General features: G+C 31.1%; 1 pseudogene. It reads right to left on the bottom strand.

Going from position 1 to position 228, the window contains the following annotated elements:
* Nucleotides 1-188 (bottom strand): annotated as a pseudogene (locus tag KGF39_RS19705) (hypothetical protein); the annotation flags it as partial.
* Nucleotides 189-228 lie beyond the last annotated feature (40 nt).

Here is a 228-nt window from a genome sequence, read left to right as displayed (position 1 = left end):
ATAGTTTGCCATCCAGTTACTGCAACAGCAGTACTAGTATTAAAGTAATACTTCTTATCATCAATAGTTTGCCATCCAGTTACTGCAGCAGCAGTATTAGGATTAAAGTAATACTTTTTGCCATCAATAGTTTTCCACTCAGTAACTGCTTTTGAGTTATTGTTAAAGTAATATTTTTTACCATTCAAATTTAAGAATTTATTTTGGTAAACTATAGCCTGACCTTCT

This window comes from Clostridioides sp. ZZV14-6345 (assembly GCF_020657775.1).
GTDB classification, from domain to species: domain Bacteria; phylum Bacillota; class Clostridia; order Peptostreptococcales; family Peptostreptococcaceae; genus Clostridioides; species Clostridioides difficile_D.
This window is presented reverse-complemented; position numbering and strand designations above follow the sequence as displayed.